Origin of the sequence: Propionicimonas sp. (assembly GCF_047606205.1) — a bacterium.
Lineage (GTDB): Bacteria > Actinomycetota > Actinomycetes > Propionibacteriales > Propionibacteriaceae > Propionicimonas.
Window position 1 is genome coordinate 13,644 of sequence record NZ_JASGES010000188.1, and the last position, 23,083, is coordinate 36,726.

The following is a 23,083-nucleotide window of genomic DNA, read 5'->3' on the forward strand; positions in this document are numbered from 1 at the left end:
ACACCGTCGCGTCCATCCTGACCAGGAAAGGGTACCTGCCACAGGTGAACACGAGGTTTCCGGCCTGCGCGCAAGGATGCGTGTCCCGGCCGCGGGAACCGCGGGCCAGTCCTCTCCCCCAGCCGGAACAGCAGGGTCGGCGCCTCCTCACTGGAAGTCCCGGGAGGAGTGGGTGACCATGATCGGCAGTGCCTCGAGCTGGTCTGCCACCACGTTCACCACGCTCTCCGCCGAGCGCTCCAGGGCGCCGCGGACGACCAGCGCCGGAGAGGACCGGGCCACCTTCCGGTAGCGCTGCCACACCCCCACCGAGCAGACCACGTTCACCAGGCCGCCTTCGTCCTCCAGGCTGAGGAAGGTGATGCCGGACGCGGTCGCGGGACGCTGGCGGTGGGTGACCAGCCCTGCCACCCGCACCCGGCGACCGGGCTCGGCGGTGGCGAGGTCGGCGGTGGCCAGCACCCCGCGCGCGGTCAGGTCGGCACGGAGCTGGCCGATCGGGTGCTCTCCCGTGCTCACCCCGGTCGCCCACAGGTCGTCGGCGAGCAGTTCCGTCGGGGTCGGGTCGTCGAACAGCAGCGGTTGGGCCGCCACCACCAGCGTGCCCGGCAGCGTCCCCGGCTGGTCGAGCGCCGCGCTGCCGGCGCGCCACAGCGCCTGCCGGCGGCTGAGCCCCAGGCACTCCAGCGCCCCTGCCGCGGCCAGCGCTTCCAGCTGGTCCTGCGCCAACCCCGTCCGCCGGACCAGGTCCTCCATGGACGCGTACACCCCGTGCGCGTCGCGCTCCGCCACGATCCGCGTGGCCACTCCCTTCCCGATCCCACGGACCCCGGCCAGCCCCAGCCGCACGGCGAGCCCTGCGTCTCTGCGATGGGAGGCCGCCTCGTCCGGTGAACCGGGGTCGAACGGTTCCACGCGCGGCTGGAGGTGATCGAGACAGGACGCGCGCGGCCCCTCGCCCGGCGTCCTCCCCTCGTGCCCCTCCACGGCCTCCAGCACCGCGTCCACCCCCGAGCGGGCGAGGTCGGGACGCTGCACGTCCACGCCGTGCCGCTTCGCGTCGTTGACGAGGGTGGACGGGGAGTAGAACCCCATCGGCTGCGCGCGCAGCAGGCCGGCCAGGAACGCGGCCGGATAGTGCAGCTTCAGCCAGCTGGACGCGTACACCAGCAGCGCGAAGCTCAGCGAGTGCGACTCGGCGAAGCCGAAGTTCGAGAACGCCAGGATCTGGGTGTACAGGTGCTCGGCGTGCTTGCCGACCAGCCCGTTGTCGGCCATGCCGGCGAACAGTTTCTCCTTCAGCGACTCGATCCGCTCCAGGCCCCGCTTGGAACCCATCGCCCTGCGCAGCAGGTCGGCGTCCTCGCCCGTGCAGTTCCCCACCGCCATCGCCATCTGCATCAGCTGTTCCTGGAACACGGGCACGCCGAGCGTCCGGGACAGCACCGGCTCCAGCAGCGGATGCGCGTAGGTGACCGGCTCCCTGCCCAGCTTCCGGCGCACGAACGGGTGCACGGCTCCGCCCTGGATCGGACCGGGACGGATCAGCGCGATCTGGATCACCAGGTCGTAGAACCGCCGCGGCTGGAGCCGGGGCAGCAGTCCCATCTGGGCGCGGGACTCGACCTGGAACACCCCGATCGAGTCGGCCCGGCACAGCATGTCGTAGACACCGGGCTCCTCCTTCGGGATGGTGGCCAGGTCCCAGATCTCCCCTGTCGCGCCGGCGACCAGGTCGAAGCAGTACTGCAGCGCGGCGAGCATGCCCAGCCCCAGCAGGTCGAACTTCACCAGCCCCATCCATGCGGCGTCGTCCTTGTCCCACTGGATCACGGTGCGGTTGGTCATCCGGGCGTGCTCGATCGGCACCACCTCCCCCACCGGTCGCTCGGTGAGCACCATCCCGCCGGAGTGGATGCCCAGGTGCCGCGGCGCCTTCAGCAGCTGGGTGGCCAGGTCGGCCACCTCGGCGGGGATCCCGTGCTCGTCGGCGGCCAGCGACGACCCCCACCGCTCCACCTGTTTGGCGAACGCGTCTCCCTGTCCCGGGCTGTAGCCCAGCGCCCGGGAGATGTCGCGGACGGCGTTCTTCGGCCGGTACTGGATGACGTTGCACACCTGCGCGGCGCGCTCGCGTCCGTACCGGTCGAACACCCACTGGATGATTTCTTCGCGCCGGTCGGAGTCGAAGTCCACGTCGATGTCGGGCTCCTCGTCGCGCAGGGCCGACAGGAACCGCTCGAACGGCAGGTCGTAGGCGATCGAGTCGACGGCGGTGATGTTCAGCAGGTAGCACACCGCCGAGTTGGCCGCCGAACCACGCCCCTGGCACAGGATCTTGCGCCGGCGGGCTTCGGCGACGATGTCGTGCACGATCAGGAAGTAGCCGGGGAAGTCCTTGGCCTCGATCACCGCCAGCTCGCGCTCGATCCGCGCCGCGCCCGCGCTGGTCAGGTGCGGGTAGCGCACCGGGACGGCCTCCCACACCAGGTGCCGCAGCCAGCTCATCGGGGTGTGGCCGTCGGGCACCTCCTGCTTCGGCAGGGCCGGCTTCGCCCTTCGCAGCGGAAAGGCCAGCTGGTCGGCCACCTCGACCGTGCGGGCGACCGCCCCGGGGTAACGGGCGAACCGGGCGGACATCTCCGCCCCCGACCGCAGGAACGCCGTCCCTGCCGCGGGCAGCCAGCCGTCGAGGGCGTCCAGGCTGCGGTTGGCGCGGACGGCGGCGACGGCCTGGGCGAGGAGGTGCCTGGCCGGGGTCGCGTAGTGGACGTTGCCGGTCGCGATCACCGGAAGTCGCCGGTCGGCCGCCAGCGCGGCCAGCGCATCGTTGCGCGCGGTGTCCAGCGGGTGACCGTGGTCGGAGAGTTCCACGAACACCCGCTCCGCCCCGAACCGGTGGACGAGGCCGTCCAGCTCGCGCCCCGCCGCGTCCGCCCCACCAAAGGCGAGCGCCTGCCGCACGGCACCCTTGCGGCAGCCGGTCAGCACCACCCAGTGGCCGTCGGCCTGTGCGGCGAGGTCGTCCACGTCGTAGACCGGACGGCCCTTCTCGCCGCCGCGCAGCTGACCCTGTGTGATCGCCGCCGCGAGCCGGTGGTACCCCTCCTCGCCCTCGGCCAGCACCAGCAGGTGGGAACCGGCCGGGTCGGGCCGACCGGTCTGCGGCGCGGGCAGGTCGAGGGACAGCTCCGCACCGAAGACCGTCTTCAGCTGCAACGACTCCGCGGCCTCGGCGAACCGGACGATCCCGTACAGCCCGTCGTGGTCGGTGACCGCCAGCGCGTGCAGCCCCAGCCTTTCGGCCTCCTCGGCCAGTTCAGCCGGCCCGGACGCCCCGTCCAGGAACGAGAAGGACGAGTGCGCATGCAGTTCGGCGTACGGCACCGCGTCGGCCGGACGCTCGATCGACGGTGGCTGGTAGGGGCCGCGCTTCCACGACGTCGGGACGTCCTGCGCCGGCACCGAACCCAGCCGCTCCGGCGTGCTGAGGGTGCGTTCCAGCGTCCGCCACGTGACCGGCGGGTTGTTGAAGCCCATCAGTCGTACCGCCCCTCCGCCCACCAGCGTCCGGCCTGCAGCACCAGCAGCCAGGCCGTGCCCGTCCCGTCGACGACCTGGAACCGGCTGGCCCGCCGATGCCGGACGGGGTCCCAGGAGCGCTCGTCGATCGGCCACGGTCCCGCCCAGCCGATCACCGTCCGCCGCTCGCCCTCCAGCAGCAGCGCCGTGGGCACTCCCCGCAACTGGTCCCTGTCGTCCAGTCCGACCGGGGCCCCGTCCCTGGTCAGCAGCTGGGCCGGACGAGGCAGGGTGAACACCGCCGACGGCAGCGGATCGGGCAGGTGCCCCGGCCACGGCGGGTCCTCCGCCGCCGTCGCCCCCGGCGTGGCCCGGGATCCCTGCCGGAGCCGGGGGGTCGCCGGCAGGGCGCTCATCGGCCGGTCCCCCCAGGAGACGAGCTCCTGCCGCTCGGCGAGCCAGCGTCCGCCCCCGATCCGCGGGGTGACGACGCCGTCGTGGCCGAGGATCGCCTGCACGCGGGACAGCACGTGGTGGACGCGTTCGTCCGTCCCCGTGCCGAACAGGCCGGGCACGTGGTTGGCGAGCGCGTCGACCACCAGCGGTTCCAGCCGCACCCCGGTGACGGCGCTGTTCAGGCGGCTGCCCGCCGCGGCCTGGAGCTGCCAGCGGAGGCGGTCGACGACGGCGGGGGCGTCGAACACTCCCGGCGTACCCCAGCTGCGGGCGACCAGTTCGTCCAGCTCCCCGGTGACCTCGATGCGCAGTTCCGTGCAGGCCAGGCCGGCGGCGGACAGACCGGCGATGAACTCTTCCACCGTCGCCCGCGCGGTGAACGCCACCTGGTCGATGAGCGCCAACGGCGGCTCGAACCCGATCTGGCGGGACAGTTCCGGCGGGGAGGTGCGCGCGGCGACGACGCTGGGGTCGGCCCCGGACGCCAGGGTGTGCAGGCGCTGGCCGTGGCGGCCGAAGCGGTCGCGGACAGCGTCCGCCCCGAGCGCCGCGAAGGCGCCCAGGGTGTGCACCCCCAGCCGGGGCAGCAGTGCGGACAGCGCCTCGTCCCCGAGCCGGGTCACCGGCAACGGGGCGAGGAAGGCCGCACCTTCCCCGGGCGGGACGATTCGCACGGGATCTCCGGCGTAGGCGGCCTGCAGGGCGGTGAACCGGCCGTCGGCGATCCCCGCGCGTCCGGTCGTGATACCCAGGGACGTGACCACCGCCTCCAGCAACACCTCCGCCGCCTCCGCCTCGCTGCCGACGTAGCGCGCCAGTCCGCGCGGACGCAGTGCGCACGCTCCCGGCCGGATCACCTGCACCCCGGGTGCGATCTCCTCGATGCACTCCAGCACGGGGTCGAATTCACGGGCGTCCCTGACCTCGTCGGCCGGCAGCACCAGCAGCGCGGGGCAGCGCGCCTGCGCCTCCCTGCGACGCTGCCCGGTCACCACGCCCTCCGCGGACGCCTCCTGCGAGCAGGCCACCACCCGGTTGGCGGCCACCACGGCGATCGGCCGGCTCGCGTCCGCCCCCTCCGCCAGCGCCCACGCCGTCACCGCCCAGCCGGGAAACCACAGCACCAGACACCGCTCCCCACCACAGACGCTGCCGGAACTCGTCCGCGCCGCCGCGATTCCGGCAGCCTCTGCATCTTTCGGCAGCGTCTGCGCCACAGGCCTCATCAGCCCACCGCCCGCAGCGGGGCCGGCTGCACCAGGGGAACCGACGGCACCCCCGCCAGCCGGCCGTCCGGAGTCGGCAGCACCAGCCGCGCGCTGCGCGGAACCGGAACCCGTCGGGAACTGACGGTCACGGTCACCTCGCGGCTGGACAGGTAACCGAACCCGTCGCCCAGGCCGCTCCAGCGGGCCTCCTCCAGGGTCAGTAGCGCCTCGGCCCGTGGCCACGGCCCGTGCACGAGTAGTACAGAGCCCCGGTCCCGCAGCCGGGAGCCCAGCCGGGCCGCGTCCGCCTCGCGCACCCGCCCGACCGGACGGACCACGACGACGGGCACGGCCTCCAGCAGCGCGGCGGTGACGGCCAGCCACTCCTCGCCCGGATCGGGGACGAGTGCGAGCCGGTCCAGCGCCACGCCGGCGTGCCCCGCCGCCTCCGCCCCGAACTCGGGGACGCCCACCACCCCGCACCAGTGCCCGTCGGCCGACGGCCCGGCCAGGAGGGCCAGCAGGAGAGCGCCGGACGTGGCCAGCGAGTAGGCGGACCCGGGCTTCAGCCCCCCGTCCAGCAGCCCCGCCAGCTCGACAGGGACCGGGAACGGCGCCGGCCGCACGCGCGCCTCCCGGACGGCCATCTGTGCCCGCAGGCGTTCCAGCAGCTCACCCCTGGCGAGGTCGGTCGCGCGCTCCACTCATTGATGATCGAACACTCGTTCGATTTGGTCAAGGTGGAAGCCGCCCCACCCGGTCAGGGGAGGGCGAAGCTGCTCAGCCCGCCCGCTGCGCGTCCACCGCCGCGCCCTGCGCGAGGCTGATCCGCTGCTTGAGTTCGACAGCCCAGACGGCCTGCTCGGTACGGTCGCGGACGGCGCTGATCACGTTCATCACCTGGGTGTCGGACCGGTAGCGGACCGTCGCCCTGCGGGCCTCCTGCGGTGCGAAACCTGCCCCCGCGAGGGCCACCGCCAGTTCCGGCTCGTCCGGGTGAACCCCGGCGTCGAGCCACTGCTGCACCTCCGGGGCCGTCAGACCGCTGGCTCGCCACGGCTCGGCGACGGCCTGGACGTGGTCCAGGGTCGCCCCTTCGGAGAAGAACACGCGCTCGTAGTCGTCCAGCGACTCCCTGATCGCCCCGGCCGCGGACGGGTCCGACCACCGGCGGATGACCGGCTCCCGGCCCTCACCCCGCGGACGCGGCGCCGGCGCGGGCACGTAGGCGTCCAGCATTCTTCGCAGCAGATATTCCTGTTCGGCGTCCACGCCGATCCCCCCAGATCCGGCCGTCCCCCCGAACGGCCACAGCGAGATTGTGGCGCCCCGAGGGGGCATCGCACCAGTGGCACGCCGTGGATCGGGCTCAGGACTCCGGCAGCATGTGGGGGTAGCCGGTGGAGGTCGGCGAGATCAGGTTCTCCTTGATCGCGCGGGGGCTGGTCCAGCGCATCAGGTTCCACATCGAGCCGGCCTTGTCGTTGGTTCCCGAGGCCCGGCCACCGCCGAACGGCTGCTGGCCGACGACGGCGCCAGTGGGCTTGTCGTTGATGTAGAAGTTGCCGGCGGCGTGCCGCAGCACCTGGGCGGCCTTCTCCACCGCGGCCCGTTCGGTGGCGAAGACGGCTCCGGTGAGCGCGTACGAGGAGGTGTCGTCGATCAGAGAAAGTACTTCATCGTACTTCGAGTCCTCATAGACGAAGATCCCGAGGACGGGCCCGAAGTACTCGGTGGTGAAGATGTCCTGGTGCGGGTTGTCGGATGTGATCAGCGTGGGCCGGACGTACCACCCCTCACTGGCGTCATATCTGCCGCCCGCGACGATCTCCGCGTCTCCCGAGGACCGGGCCCGCTCGATGGCACCGGACAGCTTCTCGAACGCGCGGGCGTCGATGACGGCGGAGGTGAAGTGCGAGAAGTCGCGGACGTCGCCCACCGACAGCGCCTCGACCTGCCCGACCAGGTCGTCGCGGACCCGGTTCCACAGGCTGCGCGGCAGGTAGGCCCTCGACGCGGCCGAGCACTTCTGACCGGAGTACTCGAACGCGCCCCGCAACAGCCCGGCCACCACGGCCGCAGGGTCTGCAGAGGGGTGAGCGACCACGAAATCCTTGCCACCGGTCTCCCCTACCAGGCGCGGGTAGGCGCGGTAGCGAGAGATGTTCGAGCCGACCTCTCCCCACAGGCCCTGGAACACGCGGGTCGAGCCGGTGAAGTGGATCCCGGCCAGGTGAGGATCACCGAGCACCACGTCCGACACCTGCGCACCGTGTCCGGGCAGCATGCTGATCACGCCCTCGGGCAGGCCGGCCTCGGTCAGCAGCTGCATCCAGAAGTGCGCGGCGAAGGTCTGGGTGAGCGCCGGCTTCCAGATCACCGTGTTGCCCATCAGCGCCGGCGCGGTCGGCAGGTTGCCGGCGATCGCGGTGAAGTTGAACGGCGTGATCGCGTACACGAACCCGTCCAGCGGCCGGTAGTCGAGCCGGTTCCACACCGCCGGGGAGTTGATCGGCTGGTGCGCCATCAGCTCGCGGGCGAACGCCACGTTGAACCGCAGGAAGTCGATCAGTTCACAGGCGGAATCGATCTCGGCCTGCTGGGCGGTCTTGCCCTGGCCCAGCATCGTGGCGGCGTTCAGCAGGTCCCGTCGAGGTCCTGCCAGGAGTTCGGCTGCCCGCAGGAAGACCGCGGCCCGCTCGTCGAACGGCGTGGCCGCCCAGTCGGCCCTCGCGCGACCGGCGGCCGCCACCGCCGCCGCCGCGTCATCCGCCGAGGACTGCCGCACCCGCGCGAGCAGGGTCGAGTGATCGGAGGGCATCCGCACCTCGAGCACGTGCTCGGAGGCGTCCCCCACCGTCCCGGCGACGACAGGAGCGACGTCCACCGGTTCCTTGGCGAGCCGGGCGAGTTCCGCCTTCAGGCTCGTCCGCTCCGGGCTGCCGGGGGCGTAGCTGCGCACCGGTTCATTGACCGGCGCCGGTACCTGGGTGATCGCGTCCACCCCCCGACTCTAGCGCCGCCGGCACCGTCCGCTCGCCCGGGAGCATCTCCGGCACGACGCTCGTGGAACTCGCCGGAAATGCCCCCGGAGCGTCGGCCACCGGACGCTCCCGCAGGGGGCCGGCTCAGCTGGCCGCGGCCTCCTGGCGGCGCTTCTTCGCCGCTTCGACGGAGGCGCGCAGCGCAGCGACCAGGTCGACGACCTGCGCCTCCTGCGGCGCGGCCTCGGGCGCGGGCAGCTCGACCCCCTCCAGCTTGGCCTCGATGACCTTCTCCAGCGCCTCGCGGTAGTCGTCGGCGAAGGCCTCCGGGTCGAAGTCTCCGGACAGCTGGTCGATGAAGGAGCGGGCCATCGCCACCTCCGCCTTGCTCACCTTCACCTCGCCCTCGGGGGCGGCGAAGGCGGAATCGCGCAGCTCGTCGGGCCAAAGCATGGTGTGCATGCGCAGCACCTCCCCCACCGGCCGGATCAGGGCCAGGGTCTCCCGGGAGCGCAGCGCCACCTTCACCACCGCCGCCTTGCCGGTCTCGGTCAGCGCCTCACGCAGCAGGACGTACGGCTTGGTGCCGACCTTCTCCGCCTCGAGGAAGTAGGTCCGGTCGAAGTAGGTCGGGTCGATGTCGTCCACGTCCACGAACTGCACCACGTCGACCGTCTTGCCGTCGGCGGCAGGGAGGTCGGCGAAATCGGACGGCTCCAGGATCGCCAGGCGGCCGTCGGCGGACTCGTAGCCCTTCACGATCTCCGCGAAGGGCACCTCCTCACCGCAGACCTCACAGACCCTCTTGTACCGGATCCGGCCCTGGTCGGCCCGGTGCACCTGCCGGAAGCTGATGTCCTTCTCCTCGGTGGCGCCGTACACCTTCACCGGGATCGTGACGAGCCCGAACGACACCGCGCCCTTCCAGATCGACCTCGGCATCGCGTCCTCCTCGCCTCCACGTCCCGGTCCGGGACGTCACGTGCTCAACCGGTACCCAGCTGGCGCCATTCCCCCGCGCCGTGCCACAGCAGGTCCGCCTCCGCGAGCAGCCGGACCACCTCCGGGAGATCCCAGGCCTGCGTGAGCGACAAGCCTGCCGCAGCGGAGGCCGCCTCGGGAAGCCCCTCCGCGTCCGGGGCGTCCGCGAACAGGCTCTGCACGCTCGCCCAGGCGAGGTCGGGGACGGTGACGCCACCGAAGTCTGGGTCGGCGGTCGTGTCGGGCCGAGGGGAGCATTCGACGACGGCGACCAGCCGGTGACCGGTCGCGGCGAGGGCCGCGATCGACGCGACCAGCGCTGCGATGTGCTCGGCCTCCTCCTCGTCCGACGGGGCGAAGGCCGACCGCAGCCCCGGGGTGACAGCGTAGCCGGGCCGTGGCCCGGCCAGGATGCCGGTGTCCGCCCAATCGGCGAGCTGGTCGGGGCTGATCGGGACGAGTACGAGCGCCATCAGAGCTCCTCCCGCAGCGCGGCCAGTTCGGCCCCGACATCCCTGGCCCAGTGCGGCAGGGGCGCCACCGCCGTCGCGCCCAGCGTGACCCGACCCCGGTAGCTCGTGATCGACACGTTCACCTGTTCGTCGTCGGTGGTCGCGGTGAGCGCGTACACCTGGCGCAACCGCGCCCTGCCCAGGTAGCGGTTCCCGGTGGGGCCCGGCACGTTGCTGATCGTGATCGTGTGCGGACGTCCGGCGGCGACGGTGCCCGCGGCCACCGCGTGCAGGGTGGGCGGGGCGAATCCGGCCAGCTCGATCAGGTCCCGGGCGGGCACGCTCACCCCGGTGTCGATCCTCGCCCTGGTCAGGGTGGCCAGCGTGCGCAACCGCTCACCGGCCGAGGATGCGCCGGCCGGGGATGCGCCGACGGGCAGGCCGAGCCAGGACGGTGCGATCCGGCATCCGATCGCGCTCTCCAGCACGGCGGGCTCCTGCACGGCCAGCGGCACCAGCGCGACGGGGTCGGCCAGCTGCCGCCGGTTGTCCTCCAACCAACCACGGACGCCCGCGCTGGCCAGCGCCAGCAGCAGGTCGTGGGTGGTGCACCCGTGGCGTCCACGGAGGTCGGCCAGCACGTCGAGGTCGACCTCGACGCCGGCGACGTACTGGGGCCTGGGGCTCGCCGCCAGCGTGCGGACCGCGTTCTCCACCATGCCGAGCAGGCCGGTCGCGGCACCGGTCACCATCCCCAGCGGATCGGCGAGGCCGGTCACGATGTCGGCCAGGCCGGGGGGCCGGGCGTCCTCGGGCACCCAGCCGGTGGCCGGCGCACTGACCGGAGCAGGCTCGGTGTCGAACAGTTCCTGGAGCAGGTGGACGTTGTCGTAGCCGTCCACGAGGGCGGGGTGGACGCGCATCACGAGCGCCTGCGTCCCGGGAGCGATCCCTCCGACGAGGGTGGCCTGCCACAGCGGGTGGGTGCGGTCGAGCGGCTCGGTCAACCGTGCCGCCAGCCAGTCCTCCATCCGCTGCCCCGCGGCCAGCGAGTCGGTCCGGACGTGACCGGCAACGCTGAAGGTGGTGTCGTCCACCCAGGCGGGCATCGGCCAGCCGCCGACCAGCCGGCGGAACCTCGGCGCGTACTCGATCCGATCCGCCATCCGGTCGATCAGCTCGGCACGGGTGAGCGGGCCGGACAGCATCGCGACGACGGCCTGCTGCCACGGCTGCGACTGCTGGTCGCGGGCGAGCAGGGCCGCCTCGGTCACCGTCACCGGCTCACTCATCGTGGTCCCCGCAGAACTCGGTGGCGTGCGCACCGGGGTCCCCACGGAGTTGTTCGGGGGCGCGCTGCGGCGGAGCAGAACTCCGTGGGGTGTTCACGCGTCCACCCTACCCAGCCGTCATTCGACCAGGTACGCCGGCGCCGGTACGCCCAGGTCCTGCCAGACGAACCGCGGAATCCGGCCCAGCCAGCCACGCAGGGTGGCCTCGCAGCCGTCGACGACCAGCAGGTCGTGCTGGCGGACCTCGAAGCTGACCACCTGTGCCTGCACGGTCCACCCGCAGGGACGGGTCGCGAGCAGCCACTCCATCATGCGCGGGTGCGTGACGTCGGAGGCGAACTTCGCCTCCGACGTCCGCACGGTGAAGGCGGCGTTGAAGTCGCTGCTCTCGAACCGGACCTTGGGGCCGACGTGGCCGCCGTTGAGCGAGATCGACGGCAGCGCGAACGGGAGTCGGAATCCGCACACCGGTTCGGAGTGGAGGTCGGTCTCGGTGCGGGTGTGGATGTGGCCCTCGGAGTCGGTCTCGGTGACGGTGCGGTCGGTCTTCCAGTGGTGGGTGAACGCGTCCATCCGGATGCCGTCGCGCAGGCCACGGACGACGTCCTCGGTGCGGTGTCCGTAACCGCCGGACGTCACCGGGTACTGGTCCAGGACGCTGTCGTCGACGCCTACCCAGGCCCAGTCGGGATGCCCGTAGTACGCCGATGCCGGGGCCGCGGCGACCTGCCGGCTGCGCAACGCCCCGCTCGCCGCCACGACCTGGGCGATCGGGTCGAGACCGGCCAGGAATCCGGCCAGCCGCTCGGGATCCTTGGGTGCACCGGCGGCCACGAGATGGTTGCCGTCGACACCGAGGTCGATCCTGCCGGCCGCCTGGCCGAACGTCCGTGCCGCCGGACCGAGCGCCGCGAGCAGATCGGCCGCGTACGAGGCGTCCCCCGCGATCACGCGGACGCCCTGGTCGTCGGCCTGGACGAGCTCCTGGCCACCGACGCCGATCCCGACCCGGTCCACGCCCTCTCCGCAGATGAACGCGTCCGGCAGGCAGAAGGGCAGTTCCAGCGCCGCGACGCGTCCGGAGAACCGTGGGCCCTCACCGGTGTAGTCGTACTCGAACACACGGAACCCGACGCCGCCGGCGGTCGTGCCGCTGACGAGCTCGTCGATCGACCTGCTCAGCCCGAGCGCGAACGGCGGCGCGTGCAGATCCGAGACCGCCCCCAGCGTCGGCCGCGAGTCGTGGGACCAGCCCAGGGCCTTCACCCGGGCGAGGTACCTGCGGCGGCGCCACAGCAGCACCCCCGCGACCAACGCGCCGACGGCGACGACGACTCCCACCCACAACCATGCGCTGTGCATCAGTGCCCCCTTTGCGCACAGGCTAGGGGTCCGGAGCCCGAACGGCGGGATCCGGATTGAATTGGGGACGGTTCCTCATTCGGTCCACCCGCCCGCGCCCCCGAGAACGGACCGAGAGAAGAACCGTCCCCAACCCCCGAACGGACCAAGAGAAGAACCGTCCCCAACCCCCGAACGGACCAAGAGAAGAACCGTCCCCGACTCTGTGACCGCGAGTTCTGGGGAGTTGTCCACAGATGTGGTCCCACCCTCTTGTCGGCGACGGGGGCGGCAGGCGCACAGTGGCACCATCCCACCGAGGAGGTGCCATGGATCCCACCCTCGCCCGCTGCCGACCCGCGCCGGCCTCACGCCCGCCCGCCGTACCCCTCGTGGAGCCGGTCGTGTTCCCTGCGCCCGACCAACCCGTCCTGCCGTGGGCTGTCGACCCCCACGTCGCGGCACCGGGGACCTCGCTCGATCCGGCGCTCCGCCAGCTGGCGACCTCGTTGATGTCCGCGCTCGTGGAGGTGCTCTGCGGGCAGCGCTCGGCGCTCCAACTCGAGCTGTGGGCCGAAGCCGACGTCCTGGCCCTGCTGGAACGCCTGCGGGCAGCCCGTCCCTGGTTCGGCCTGCGGCTGCACTCGGTCCGTGTCCAGGCGCCGCACGACGACGCACTGGAGGTGTCCGCACACCTGCGCACAGGGAACGCGTCCCGGGCGGCCGCCCTACGGATCAGTCGCCGCAGGGGACGCTGGGTCGCCACCCACCTGGTGATCTCACTGGACGCGGGCGTCGTGCACAGGGCGGGCTGGATCAACCCGCTGGCCAACTGACCGGTACGAGAGAACCGCCCCCTCGTACGATCTGGCTGCGAAAGCCCGTCCCCTCGTGCCGGTCACGCCGGGGACGGTTCCTTCGTGCCGGTCAGCTGGAGCGTCCGTGGCAGAGCTTGTACTTCTTGCCCGAGCCGCAGGGGCAGGGGGCATTGCGGCCCACGCCGGCGAAGGGATCGGCGGTCGCGGTCTGCGTGCCCGACTTCCTGGCCTCTCCCGACTCGCTCGGCGCGGAGTAGGCCATCGGACGCGCCGCCTTCGGCTGGAGGCCCTTCGCCTTCAGGGCCGGGCGCCGGGTCAACGCGGGCTCCTCGGGTGCAGGGACGACGCGCTTGTCGAAACCTTCCTTGCCGAGGTCGGGCAGGTCGTCGTCGGGCCCGGACTCCAACAGGCCGGCGGCCGTCACCGGCCTGCCATTGGCCCCGGGAACCAGGCCGACCTGCGGCGCGGGTTCCACCTGCACCTGCAGGTTGAACAGATAGCCGACGACCTCCTCGGAGAAGGCCTCCATCATGGCGTTGAACATGTCGCCGCCCTCGCGCTGGTACTCCACGAGCGGGTCGCGCTGGGCCATCGCGCGCAGGCCGATGCCCTCCCGCAGGTAGTCCATCTCGTAGAGGTGCTCGCGCCACTTCCGGTCGAGCACGGTGAGCAGTACCTGGCGCTCGAACTCGCGCATGGTCTCCTCGCCGAGCGCCTCGGTGCGCGCGTCGTACGCCTTCTGGGCATCGGCCTGGAAGTCTTCGACCAGCTGCTCGACGGCCAGGTCGGCGCGGCCCTCGTAGTCGGCGATGTCCAGCGTGACCGGGTAGAGCGTGCGCAGCTGCGTCCACAGCGCCTCGAGGTCCCAGTCCTCCACGAACCCCTCGGTGAGGCCGCGGACGTACTGCTCGACCACCGTGTTGACGGTGGTGCGCAGCTGCTCGGAGACGTCGGTGCCCTCCAGCACGCGCCGGCGGTCGCCGTAGATCGCGTGCCGCTGCCGGTTCATCACGTCGTCGTACTTCAGGACGTTCTTGCGCATCTCGAAGTTCATCGCCTCGACCTGCTCCTGCGCCTGCTGGACAGACTTGGAGACCCGGCTGTTCTCGATCGGCTGGTCGTCGGGCACCTTCAGGGTCTGCAGGACCCAGTCGATGATGTCGGACTTGAACAGCCGCATCAGGTCGTCCTCGAGCGAGAGGTAGAACCGGCTCTCGCCCGGGTCGCCCTGGCGGCCCGACCGGCCGCGCAGCTGGTTGTCGATGCGCCGCGACTCGTGGCGCTCGGAGCCGACCACGTAGAGGCCGCCCAGTTCGACGACCTCGTCGTGCTCGTCGGCGACCTGCTTCTCGATCGCCTCCAGGGTCTCCGGCCACGCGGCCTCGTACTCCTCGGCATGCTCTACCGGGTCCAGGCCCTTGCCCTGCAGCACCTGGTCGGCGAGGAACTCGGGGTTGCCGCCCAGAATGATGTCCGTCCCGCGACCAGCCATGTTGGTGGCGACGGTCACCGCGCCCCTGCGTCCGGCCAGGGCGATGATCGCCGCCTCGCGCGCGTGGTTCTTCGCGTTCAGCACCTCGTGCTTGACCCCGGCCTGCTTGAGCAGCTTCGAGATGATCTCCGACTTCGCCACGCTCGCGGTGCCGATCAGGATCGGCTGGCCGGCCTCGTGGCGCTCCACCACGTCCGCCACCACGGCGGCGAACTTTGCGGTCTCGGTGCGATAGATCAGGTCGGCGTTGTCCCTGCGGATCATCGGCTTGTTGGTGTCGATCGGCAGGACACCCAGGCCGTAGATCTTCTGGAACTCGCTCTCCTCGGTCTTGGCCGTGCCGGTCATTCCCGCGAGCTTGTCGTACATGCGGAAGTAGTTCTGCAGTGTGATCGTGGCGAGCGTCTGGTACTCGTCCTTGATCTCGACGTTCTCCTTGGCCTCCAGCGCCTGGTGCAGGCCCTCGTTGTACCGGCGGCCGACCAGGGTGCGCCCGGTGTGCTCGTCGACGATGAGCACCTCACCGTCCATGATCACGTAGTCCTTGTCCCGCTTGAACAACTCCTTGGCCTTGATGGCGTTGTTCAGGTAGGAGATCAGCGGCGTGTTGGCCGACTCGTAGAGGTTCTCGATGCCCAGCCGGTCCTCGACGGCGGTGATGCCGGGCTCGAGGACGGAGACCGTGCGCTTCTTCTCGTCCACCTCGTAGTGGGTGTCCCTGGACAGGCCGCGGACGAGCTTGGCGAACTCCGGGTACCACGAGGAGTTGTCCTCGGCGGGGCCGGAGATGATCAGCGGCGTGCGGGCCTCGTCCACCAGGATCGAGTCGACCTCGTCAACGATCGCGTAGTGGTGGCCACGCTGGACGCAGTCGCTCAGGCTCAGCGCCATGTTGTCGCGCAGGTAGTCGAAGCCGAACTCGTTGTTGGTGCCGTAGGTGATGTCGCAGGCGTAGGCCTCGCGCCGCTCGGCGGGCGTCATCGCCGACAGGATCGCGCCGACCTTCAGGCCGAGGAAGTGGTGGATGCGGCCCATCTGCTCGGACTGGAACTTGGCCAGGTAGTCGTTCACCGTGACGACGTGCACACCCTTGCCGGACAGGGCATTGAGGTAGGACGCGAGGACCGCGACGAGGGTCTTGCCCTCACCGGTCTTCATCTCGGCGATGTTGCACCAGTGCAGGGCGGCGGCGCCCTCGATCTGGACATCGAAGTGCCGCTTGCCAAGCACCCTCCGGCTGGCCTCGCGGACGGTCGCGAACGCCTCCGGCATGATCGAGTCCAGGCTCTCTCCGTTCTCGATCCGCTCCTTGAACTCCGCGGTCTGGCCGCGCAGCTCCTCGTCCGACATGGCCTCGAAGTCCGGCTCGATCGAGTTCACCTGGGCGGAGACGACCTTCAGCTTCTTGAGCTGGCGGCCTTCGCCCATGTGCAGCATCTTGTCCAGTAGACCCACGGTTATCGCTTCCTGATCGCGCGGCGGCAGCGTCACGCGTCAGCGCAACGGCTTCCCCATCCTACGCGAGGCCCCCAGCCCGCCGCGCGCGGACCCGCCTCAGTCGGGCTCGGTCTCCCCCAGCTCGGAGTCCTCGATGTGCGTCGGGTCGAGCACGCGCTTGAGGAACACCTGCGTCCGCTTCTCGCGCGGCGCGGTGATCAGCTCGGCCGACGGGCCCTCCTCGACGATCACGCCGCCATCCATGAAGATCGTCCGGTCCGACACGTCCCGGGCGAACAGCATCTCGTGGGTGACCACGATCATCGTCATCCCCGCCTCGGCGAGGTCGCGCATCACGGCCAGCACGTCGCCGACCAGCTCGGGGTCCAGTGCTGCGGTCGGCTCGTCGAAGAGCATCACCTTCGGGTCCATGGACAGGGCCCGGGCGATCGCGACGCGCTGCTGCTGACCGCCGGAAAGCTTGGCAGGGTGGTAGTCCATCCGGTCGGACAGCCCGACGAGTTCGAGGTTCTTCCTCGCGATCTCGACGGCCTCGGCCTTCGACCGCCTGAGCACCTGGCGCTGGGCGATCACGCAGTTTCCGAGCGCGGTCATGTTGGGGAACAGGTTGAACGACTGGAACACCATGCCGACGTGCGTGCGCACCTGGTTCAGCTCGACGTCCGGGTCGGTCATCGCCGCGCCGAGCAGGGTGATCGAACCGCCGGTCGGCTCCTCGAGCAGGTTCACGCAGCGCAGCAGGGTCGACTTGCCCGAGCCGGACGGCCCGATCACGCAGACGACCTCGCCCTGCTCGACGGTCAGGTCGATGCCCTTGAGCACCTCGTTGTCGCCGAAGCTCTTGTGCAGGCCGGTGATCACCACCGGGGGCTGCGCGGAGTCCAGGTCCGGGAACAGGTTGGTGCTCATCGCTTGGGATCCAGCTTCTTCTCGAGCAGCCCGACCAGCCAGGTCAGCGGCAGCGTGACGATCAGGTAGGCGAGGGCGGCCATGAACAGCGGCGTCGCGTTGGACGTCGTGCTGAGAGCGTCTCTGGCGAACGTGGTGAGCTCCTTGTCGAACACCCCCATGCCCACGATGAACAGCAGCGAGCTGTCCTTCAGCAGCATCACGAACTCGTTGGTCATCGGCGGGATGACGATGCGCATGGCCTGGGGCAGCACGACGAAGAACATGGTCTGGCCTGAACCCATGCCGAGCGAGCGCGCGGCCTCGAGCTGGCCAGGGGGGACGGCCTGGATGCCAGCGCGGATGATCTCCGCCGCGTACGCGCCAGTGACGAGGGTGAGGCCCAGAATGCCGGCTCCCACACCGCCACCCGGTAGCTTGAACCCGAAGGCGATAGGCACCACGAACGCCGCGCTGAACAGGGTCAGCAGCGCAGGGATGCCCCGGAAAAACTCGATGAACACGATGGCGAACCAACTGAGCGGCCCGCCGGCGACCTTCATCACGGCCAGCAGCACCGCCAGGATCGAGCCGAGGATGAAGCTCGCGAAGGTGTACAGCAACGTGTTCTTCATCGCGATCGTGACGATCGCCGGCCACATCTTGGCCGCGACCTCCGCGTTGAAGAACTGGTGGCTGATCGTCGGCCAGTCCGCCATGACGACGACGCCGACGATGAAGAGGATTCCGACCGCGTAGGACGCGAACCGTCCCACGCGCTGCCTGACGGTGGGCCTCAGATACGGGAGGATGCTCAACTCACGTCCAATGGTCGTCGGGTTCGGGGGCCGGGAGGCGACGTCCCGGCCCCCGAGGGATCAGCCGAAGTACTTCTTGTACAGCGTGTCGTAGCTGCCGTCGGACTTCATCGCCGTCAGCTGGTCGTTGATCGCCTTCTGCAACTCGAGCTTCTTGCCCTTGGCGAAGGCGAAACCGTAGGACTCGTCGGTGTTGTACGTCTCGACGATCTTGTAGCTGGGATCCGCGACCTCGTGGGTGTGGTTCACCGGCTGGTCCTGCAGGATCGCGTCGATCTGACCGGCCTGGATGGCGGGCCACAGTTCGCCGTCGGACGGGAAGTCCACGATCTCGGCCGTCGAGGGCGCGTTCTTCGTCGCGTAGGACTTGCCGGTGGTGCCCTTCTGGACGCCGATCTTCTTGCCCGCGGTGCCGGCGAGGTTCGTGATGCCGGAGTCGGTCTTGACCAGCAACGACTGCAGCGAGTCGTAGTACGGGTCGGAGAAGTCGAGGTTCTGCTTGCGCTCGTCGGTGATCGTCATCGCCGAAGCGGCCAGGTCGCACTGGTTCGCCACCAGCACGGTGCCGGACTGGAGGGCGTCGAAGTCGGAGTCGATCACAGCCAGCTTCAGGCCGAGCTTCGTTGCGATGGCGTCCATCAGGTCGATGTCGAAGCCGCTGTACCCGCTGGCCGTGGTGGCGTCCTCCACCTCGAACGGAGCGTAGGGGACGTCGGAGCACACGGTCAGGGTGCCTGCGGTGACGAGCTGGTAGTCGACCGCGGGAGCAGTGGAGGAGGCGGACTCCGAGCTGGCCGGGGCGGCCGGCGTGCTGGAGGTACAGGCGGTCAGTGCGAGCGCGATCGCGGCCACGGAGGCCGCCACGGTCATGGACTTCTTGACGAGCATGAGGTGGACTACTTTCTCGAAGAGATCGGGCTTTCCCCGGGATGCGGAACGACCCGTGACGCTACCCACCCCGTGTGAAGGTGGCGTTACACTACCCCGCCCCGGACGGCTCCATCATCACGATTTCACTACGAAATGACCTCCCGGCCGGGGAGCGGCACATCGCGGACGGCCCGCAACGCTCCGGCCAGGTCGCCCCTGTCCTCCACCGCGATGCCGGCCAGCCCCAGCCAGTCGGCCATCCGGCGCAACTCCGCGGCGAGCCGGGCGGCCGTCTCCCCCTCCGGCGCACCGTCCTCGCGCCACGCCGACTGGACGCGCAGTGCCCCGGCTCTGCGGTCAGCCTTCAGGTCGACCCGGGCGGCGATCAGCTCGTCCATCACGAACAGGTAGACGTAGTAGCCGTGCACCCGGTCGGCCTTCGGGGTGTACAGGCCGATCCGGTAGTGGGTGCCGAACACCTCCAGCAGCCGAGCGCGGTCGAACACCAGCGGGTCGAACGGGGCGACCAGAGCGTCCACGCGCACGCGGCGCGGGCGCGCCGCCTCCGCCCACAGGTAGGCAGGCCCCGACCAGCCGCGGACGCCGACCCGCTCCACCTCGCCGGAGGCGACCAGGCGGTCGAGCGCGACGGAGGTCCGGGCGCGGTCGGTGTAGAAGTACTCGGCGAGCCAGGTCGGGGTGAAGACCCCCAGTGCGGCCGCCGCACGACGGGCCAGCGTGAGCCGTGCCTCCTCCTCGGTCGGCGTGGGGGTGGCGAGGACGGCCTGCGGCAGAACCCGCTCGGGCAGGTCGTACCGGCGCTCGAACTGGCTGTTGCGTCCGGCGCTGGTGAGATCGCCGACCGCGAACAGCCACTCGCACGCGTGCTTGACCGCCGACCAGTTCCACCAGCTCCCCCTGGTGCGCTGCTCGTCGTGCTCGACCTGCCGCGCGGTCAACGGCCCCCGCTCGGCGACCTGCGCGTACACCTTCTCGACCAGGCCAGGGTGGTCGGCGAGCAGGCGCAGGCTCCAGCCGTCCGGACGCTCCCGGCGAGCCTCCATCCGGAACCTGAGCGTCGGCTGCAGCTGCACGTCGAGCAGGCACGCGGCGTGGCCCCAGAACTCGTAGACCCGCCGCGGCGCGCGGTTGCCCGCCCGATCGAGCAGGCCGCGGTCGTAGGGTCCGAGCCGGGTGAACAGCGGCATGTAGTGCGCGCGCACACAGACGTTGACCGAGTCGATCTGCAGCTGGCCGAGCCGGCCGACCACACCCTGGAGCTGGCGGGTGCCCGGCTCGCCCTGCGGACGGCGCCCCAACCCCTGGGCGGTGAGCACGATCCGGCGGGCCTGGGCAGCGGTGAGTTCGGCGGTCACGGCGCGAGCCTAGCGACGCCCTCCGACATGCCCAGGGCGCGCCGGGCGGACGCCTCCGCGCCCCCGCGCCCGGATCAGGCCGTGGCCTGCTGGTCGGCGTCCACGTTGAGGTGGATGACGCCGTAGTCGTAGGCCCTGCGGCGGTAGACCGCGCTCGGCGCCCCGGTCTCCGCGTCCACGTAGAGGAAGAAGTCGTGGCCGACCAGCTCCATCTCGTCCAGCGCCTGCGCGAGGGTCAACGGGACCGCGTCGAAGTTCTTCTCCCGCACGACCAGTGGCCCGTCGCCCTGCACCTCGAGCCCCGCGATCTTGCGGATCTCCGGGCGCACGTCGTCGCTCTCGGAGGTGACGCCCTCGACCACGTCCACGACGCTGCCGGAGTTGCGCAGGCCCCGGTGGGTCTTGCGCCGGTCGGACGCACGCCGCAGCTGCGACTTGAGCCGGTCCAGGGCGTGGTCGAAGGCGACCGTCTTGTCGTCGGCCGAGGCCTCCGCGCGCACCACCGGTCCGCGGCTGCGCAGGGTGATCTCCACCCGGGTCGACTGGTCGGGCTGTCGTTTGTAGCCGTAGGCGGAGACCTGCACCTCCACCCGCATCACCCGGTCCTTCAGCTTCTCGATCGAGGCCATCTTGTCCTCGACCCGAGCGCGGAAATCGTCAGGGATCTGGCAGTGCCGGCCAGTAACCAGGACGTCCATGTCTACCTCCTCGGTCGGTGCCGCAAACCGCGTGCGGCTTGCCCAAACAGCAAAGGCACCCGCCCGGCTCCCCGTCCGCGAGGACTGGTTACTGGCCTTGGTGCCATAGCCCCAACGTAGTCGGGGGACCGCCAGTTTGCCAGCGCTTCGCGCTGTGTTCTTCCTGTGCCTGCCCTGGCGCCGCAACCAGCCTGTAACACGCCCTAACCGGCCCGTAACACCGGATGAATCGGGACGTAACAGGCCTCGGCCACCCTTTTCGCCATGATGTTGGAACTCAACTCCGGCGACACCGCCTGGATCCTCACCAGCGCCGCGCTCGTGCTGCTGATGACCCCCGGTCTCGCGCTCTTCTACGGTGGCATGGTCAGGGCCAAGAGCGTTCTGAACATGATGATGATGAGCTTCATCTCGATGGGGGTCATCGGCGTGCTGTGGGTGCTCTACGGCTACAGCATGGCGTTCGGGAACTCCGTGGGCGGCCTCGGCATTATCGGCAACCCGCTGGAGTACGCGGGCCTGCAGAGCCTGCTGCTGGACACCGGCGACACCTACCCCGGCCTCGCCTTCGTCGCCTTCCAGGCCTGCTTCGCCATCATCACCGTCGCCCTGGTCTCCGGCGCCATCGCCGACCGCGCCTCGTTCGGCGCATGGACGCTGTTCACCGTGCTGTGGGGCACCTTCGTCTACTTCCCCGCCGCGCACTGGGTGTTCGCGTTCAGCAACGACGACGGCACCGTCATCGGCGGCTGGATCGCCAACGTGATCGGCGCCCTGGACTTCGCCGGCGGCACGGCGATCCATATCAACGCGGGCACCGCCGCGCTGGTGCTGGCCCTCGTCCTGGGTCCCCGAATCGGGTTCGGCACCAAGCCGATGCGGCCGCACAACATGACCCTGGTCATGCTGGGCGCCGCCCTGCTGTGGTTCGGCTGGTTCGGCTTCAATGCCGGCTCCGCGGTGTCGGCCGGCCAGCTGGCCAGCCTCGCCTGGGTCAACACGCTCGCCGCCACCGCCGCCGCCATGCTCGCCTGGCTGATCGTGGAGAAGGTCCGCGACGGCCATCCGACCTCCCTCGGCGCGGCGTCGGGTATCGTCGCCGGCCTGGTCGCGATCACGCCCGCGTGTGGTTCGGTCAGCCCGATCGGAGCCCTGTTCATCGGCGCCATCGCCGGCGCGGTCTGCGCCTGGGCGATCAGCCTGAAGTACAAGTTCGGCTACGACGACTCGCTCGACGTGGTGGGCGTCCACCTGGTCGGCGGCCTGATCGGCACCCTGCTGATCGGCTTCTTCGCCGACCCGGCGACCTCCGGCGACCCGGCCAGCCCGGCCGCGTCCGGACTGTTCTACGGCGGCGGTTTCGACCAACTCTGGCGGCAGGCCGTGGGCGCCTTCTCGGTGATGATCTTCTCCTTCGTGATGACCTACATCATCGCGTTGATCATCAAGCACACCATCGGTTGGCGGATCAGCCCGGCTGACGAGCTGTCCGGCATCGACCTGGCCGAACACTCCGAGGCCGGCTACGACCTCAGCCCGGTCTACTACACCAACAAGGTGCAGCGCACCCTCGTGCTCACCAAGGACGACCTCGACGAGGCCGCGACCAAGACGGGAGCTTCCAAGTGAAACTGGTAACCGCGATCATCCAGCCCGAGATGCTGGAGACCGTGCAGAAGGCGCTGGTGCGCCACGGTGTGGGCGGCATGACCATCAGCGAGGTGTCCGGCTACGGGCGCCAGCGGGGTCACGTCGAGGTCTACCGCGGTGAGGAGTACACCATCGACTTCATCACCAAGGTTCGGCTCGAGGTCCTGGTCGAGGACGACGAGGCGGAGGCGCTCACCGGCGTCATCGTCCAGTCGGCCCGCACCGGGCAGGTCGGGGACGGCAAGGTGTGGATCGTCCCGGTCGACACCGTCGTCCGGGTCCGCACCGGTGAGAGCGGCAGCACGGCGGTCTGACCCGTTCCCAACATCATCACCCCAGGGGGCGCCCGGTTTCACCGGGCGCCCCTTCTCATGCCCGTGCGTGGCGTGGCGGCCACCGTCGCCGCAGCGGCCGGGACGGCTCCCGCGGCAGCGCAGGCCCGGACCGCCTCGACCAGGGTTGCGCCTGTCGTGACGATGTCGTCCACCACGACCACCCGCCCGCACGGTGGGCTCCGCGCGGCGAAGGCGCCGACCAGATTGGCCAGGCGCTCTCCCCCGTCCAACCCGGACTGATCCTCCGGCCGCCGGAGGATCCGCAGTCCAGGCCACACCCGCACCACCAGCCCGGCCGCCCCGAGCCGGGCCGTCGCGACCCTCGCGAGCGCGAGGGTGAGGTCGAGCCCGCGGTCAGCCACGTGCGCCGCGACCGTGGGCACCGGAACGAGCAGGACGGGCAGCGCGCTCCCGCCGGCGAGCACCGCGGCGGCGACCGCCGCG

The 23,083-nt window shown here is 70.7% G+C and carries 19 protein-coding genes; 3 read left to right on the top strand and 16 right to left on the bottom strand.

Translation table 11 applies throughout. From position 1 onward, the window contains the following. Nucleotides 1-147: 147 nt before the first annotated feature. The 9 genes from QM633_RS11810 to QM633_RS11850 all read right to left on the bottom strand — a co-directional run bounded on the left by QM633_RS11810 (nt 148) and on the right by QM633_RS11850 (nt 12,257). Nucleotides 148-3,540 carry an error-prone DNA polymerase gene (locus QM633_RS11810; protein WP_415153958.1) on the bottom strand — a complete coding sequence of 1,131 codons (3,393 nt, stop codon included), beginning with the start codon at nt 3,538-3,540 and terminating at the stop codon, nt 148-150. Further along, nucleotides 3,540-5,102 carry a DNA polymerase Y family protein gene (locus QM633_RS11815; protein WP_415153959.1) on the bottom strand — a complete coding sequence of 521 codons (1,563 nt, stop codon included), beginning with the start codon at nt 5,100-5,102 and terminating at the stop codon, nt 3,540-3,542. Before QM633_RS11815 ends, QM633_RS11810 begins: the two co-directional genes overlap by 1 nt. A 101-nt stretch (nt 5,103-5,203) precedes the next feature. Next, complete coding sequence (locus tag QM633_RS11820) at nt 5,204-5,890, bottom strand: hypothetical protein (RefSeq protein WP_415153960.1); 687 nt, start codon at nt 5,888-5,890, stop codon at nt 5,204-5,206. A gap of 76 nt (nt 5,891-5,966) precedes the next feature. Beyond that, complete coding sequence (locus QM633_RS11825) at nt 5,967-6,458, bottom strand: hypothetical protein (protein ID WP_415153961.1); 492 nt, start codon at nt 6,456-6,458, stop codon at nt 5,967-5,969. A 97-nt stretch (nt 6,459-6,555) separates the two neighbouring features. Next, entirely contained in the window at nt 6,556-8,190 is a 1,635-nt protein-coding gene (pruA, locus tag QM633_RS11830) for an L-glutamate gamma-semialdehyde dehydrogenase (RefSeq protein WP_415153962.1), read from the bottom strand. Between the two features lie 124 nt (nt 8,191-8,314). Next, on the bottom strand, nt 8,315-9,112 hold the full coding sequence (locus QM633_RS11835; RefSeq protein ID WP_415153963.1) for a Ku protein: 798 nt from the start codon (nt 9,110-9,112) through the stop codon (nt 8,315-8,317). 44 nt (nt 9,113-9,156) lie between these two features. Continuing rightward, nucleotides 9,157-9,624 (bottom strand): DUF6912 family protein, encoded by a 468-nt coding sequence (locus tag QM633_RS11840; protein ID WP_415153964.1) that lies wholly within the window; start codon nt 9,622-9,624, stop codon nt 9,157-9,159. Then, the gene (locus tag QM633_RS11845) at nt 9,624-10,895 is read right to left on the bottom strand and encodes a wax ester/triacylglycerol synthase domain-containing protein (protein WP_415153965.1); all 1,272 of its coding nucleotides are present in this window, start codon (nt 10,893-10,895) and stop codon (nt 9,624-9,626) included. The genes QM633_RS11840 and QM633_RS11845 overlap by 1 nt, the downstream gene beginning before the upstream one ends. A gap of 117 nt (nt 10,896-11,012) precedes the next feature. Next, nucleotides 11,013-12,257 (bottom strand): hypothetical protein, encoded by a 1,245-nt coding sequence (locus tag QM633_RS11850; protein WP_415153966.1) that lies wholly within the window; start codon nt 12,255-12,257, stop codon nt 11,013-11,015. Between the two features lie 308 nt (nt 12,258-12,565). Between QM633_RS11850 and QM633_RS11855 the strand changes: the two genes are divergently transcribed. Beyond that, nucleotides 12,566-13,072: an Rv3235 family protein gene (locus QM633_RS11855; RefSeq protein ID WP_415153967.1), complete on the top strand. Its 507-nt coding sequence runs from the start codon at nt 12,566-12,568 to the stop codon at nt 13,070-13,072. A 91-nt stretch (nt 13,073-13,163) separates the two neighbouring features. Here the strand turns inward: QM633_RS11855 and secA are convergent, their stop codons facing one another. The 6 genes from secA to hpf form a co-directional block, all read right to left on the bottom strand. Continuing rightward, the gene (gene secA / locus QM633_RS11860) at nt 13,164-15,992 is read right to left on the bottom strand and encodes a preprotein translocase subunit SecA (protein ID WP_415153975.1); all 2,829 of its coding nucleotides are present in this window, start codon (nt 15,990-15,992) and stop codon (nt 13,164-13,166) included. A 108-nt stretch (nt 15,993-16,100) separates the two neighbouring features. Next, nucleotides 16,101-16,913 carry an amino acid ABC transporter ATP-binding protein gene (locus QM633_RS11865; RefSeq protein ID WP_415153968.1) on the bottom strand — a complete coding sequence of 271 codons (813 nt, stop codon included), beginning with the start codon at nt 16,911-16,913 and terminating at the stop codon, nt 16,101-16,103. Next, on the bottom strand, nt 16,910-17,710 hold the full coding sequence (locus tag QM633_RS11870) for an amino acid ABC transporter permease (protein ID WP_415153969.1): 801 nt from the start codon (nt 17,708-17,710) through the stop codon (nt 16,910-16,912). Before QM633_RS11870 ends, QM633_RS11865 begins: the two co-directional genes overlap by 4 nt. A 60-nt stretch (nt 17,711-17,770) precedes the next feature. Further along, nucleotides 17,771-18,598, bottom strand: a complete 828-nt coding sequence (locus QM633_RS11875; protein WP_415153970.1) for a transporter substrate-binding domain-containing protein — start codon at nt 18,596-18,598, stop codon at nt 17,771-17,773. Nucleotides 18,599-18,726: 128 nt separating this feature from the next. Next, a complete protein-coding gene (locus QM633_RS11880; protein ID WP_415153971.1) occupies nt 18,727-19,956 on the bottom strand; it encodes a winged helix-turn-helix domain-containing protein in 1,230 nt (409 codons plus the stop codon). Between the two features lie 74 nt (nt 19,957-20,030). Continuing rightward, the gene (hpf, locus tag QM633_RS11885) at nt 20,031-20,654 is read right to left on the bottom strand and encodes a ribosome hibernation-promoting factor, HPF/YfiA family (RefSeq protein ID WP_415153972.1); all 624 of its coding nucleotides are present in this window, start codon (nt 20,652-20,654) and stop codon (nt 20,031-20,033) included. Between the two features lie 267 nt (nt 20,655-20,921). Between hpf and QM633_RS11890 the strand changes: the two genes are divergently transcribed. Beyond that, nucleotides 20,922-22,283, top strand: a complete 1,362-nt coding sequence (locus tag QM633_RS11890; RefSeq protein ID WP_415153976.1) for an ammonium transporter — start codon at nt 20,922-20,924, stop codon at nt 22,281-22,283. Further along, a complete protein-coding gene (locus tag QM633_RS11895) occupies nt 22,280-22,618 on the top strand; it encodes a P-II family nitrogen regulator (protein WP_415153973.1) in 339 nt (112 codons plus the stop codon). Before QM633_RS11890 ends, QM633_RS11895 begins: the two co-directional genes overlap by 4 nt. Before the next feature lie 38 nt (nt 22,619-22,656). On the opposite strand, the gene QM633_RS11900 is transcribed toward QM633_RS11895, so the two are convergent. Continuing rightward, nucleotides 22,657-23,083: phosphoribosyltransferase family protein (locus QM633_RS11900; RefSeq protein WP_415153974.1), on the bottom strand; the 427-nt coding region annotated here is incomplete at its 5' end.

What these genes read in the sequence shown, in the direction of transcription:
- QM633_RS11810 (WP_415153958.1), bottom strand. Translation starts at nt 3,540, where the DNA reads ATGGGCTTCAACAACCCGCCGGTCACGTGGCGGACGCTGGAACGCACC.
- QM633_RS11835 (WP_415153963.1), bottom strand. Translation starts at nt 9,112, where the DNA reads ATGCCGAGGTCGATCTGGAAGGGCGCGGTGTCGTTCGGGCTCGTCACG.
- QM633_RS11840 (WP_415153964.1), bottom strand. Translation starts at nt 9,624, where the DNA reads ATGGCGCTCGTACTCGTCCCGATCAGCCCCGACCAGCTCGCCGATTGG.
- QM633_RS11845 (WP_415153965.1), bottom strand. Translation starts at nt 10,895, where the DNA reads ATGAGTGAGCCGGTGACGGTGACCGAGGCGGCCCTGCTCGCCCGCGAC.
- QM633_RS11850 (WP_415153966.1), bottom strand. Translation starts at nt 12,257, where the DNA reads ATGCACAGCGCATGGTTGTGGGTGGGAGTCGTCGTCGCCGTCGGCGCG.
- QM633_RS11855 (WP_415153967.1), top strand. Translation starts at nt 12,566, where the DNA reads ATGGATCCCACCCTCGCCCGCTGCCGACCCGCGCCGGCCTCACGCCCG.
- QM633_RS11865 (WP_415153968.1), bottom strand. Translation starts at nt 16,913, where the DNA reads ATGAGCACCAACCTGTTCCCGGACCTGGACTCCGCGCAGCCCCCGGTG.
- QM633_RS11875 (WP_415153970.1), bottom strand. Translation starts at nt 18,598, where the DNA reads ATGCTCGTCAAGAAGTCCATGACCGTGGCGGCCTCCGTGGCCGCGATC.
- hpf (WP_415153972.1), bottom strand. Translation starts at nt 20,654, where the DNA reads ATGGACGTCCTGGTTACTGGCCGGCACTGCCAGATCCCTGACGATTTC.
- QM633_RS11890 (WP_415153976.1), top strand. Translation starts at nt 20,922, where the DNA reads ATGTTGGAACTCAACTCCGGCGACACCGCCTGGATCCTCACCAGCGCC.